This window comes from Citrobacter sp. Cpo148 (assembly GCF_030332375.1).
Classification (GTDB): Bacteria; Pseudomonadota; Gammaproteobacteria; order Enterobacterales; family Enterobacteriaceae; genus Citrobacter; species Citrobacter portucalensis.
Window position 1 is genome coordinate 1 of sequence record NZ_JAOWHY010000008.1, and the last position, 485, is coordinate 485.

At 55.3% G+C, this 485-nt stretch carries 1 pseudogene; it reads right to left on the reverse strand.

What is annotated here, in order from left to right:
* Positions 1-485: pseudogene (locus OGY10_RS00035) on the reverse strand (phage tail protein); the annotation flags it as partial.

Sequence of the window (485 nt, forward strand, 5' to 3'; positions counted from 1 at the left end):
CCCAAACCAAGGTATTGTAGAAGTGCCGAAACACTTTTCCCGCTGAGGTTAGTCAAAGTGGCATCGAGGGGCTGTTTCCCCGCCAGCGCGTTCATCACTGTTGTCGCAAAGTTAGGATCATTCCCCAGCGCAGCTGCCAGTTCATTCAGTGTGTCCAGCGCCTCCGGCGATGAACCAACCAGCCCGGCAATAGCTGCCTTCACAAATGCTGTAGTGGCAATCTGCGTATTGTTCACAGTCTGCGCCGCAGTCGGAGCCGTTGGCGTTCCGGTCAGGGCCGGGCTTGCCAGTGGTGCTTTCAGTGCCAGCGCATTGTTAATGGTGGTACTGAAATTCGGGTCATTATTGATAGCTGCCGCAATTTCTTTCAGCGTATCCAGCGTTGCCGGTGCGCCACCAATCAGAGCAAGAATAGCAGCCTGTACAAAGGCGGTGCTGGCAATCAGGGTGCTGTTGTTTCCTGCCGGTGGCGTTGGCGTTTTAGG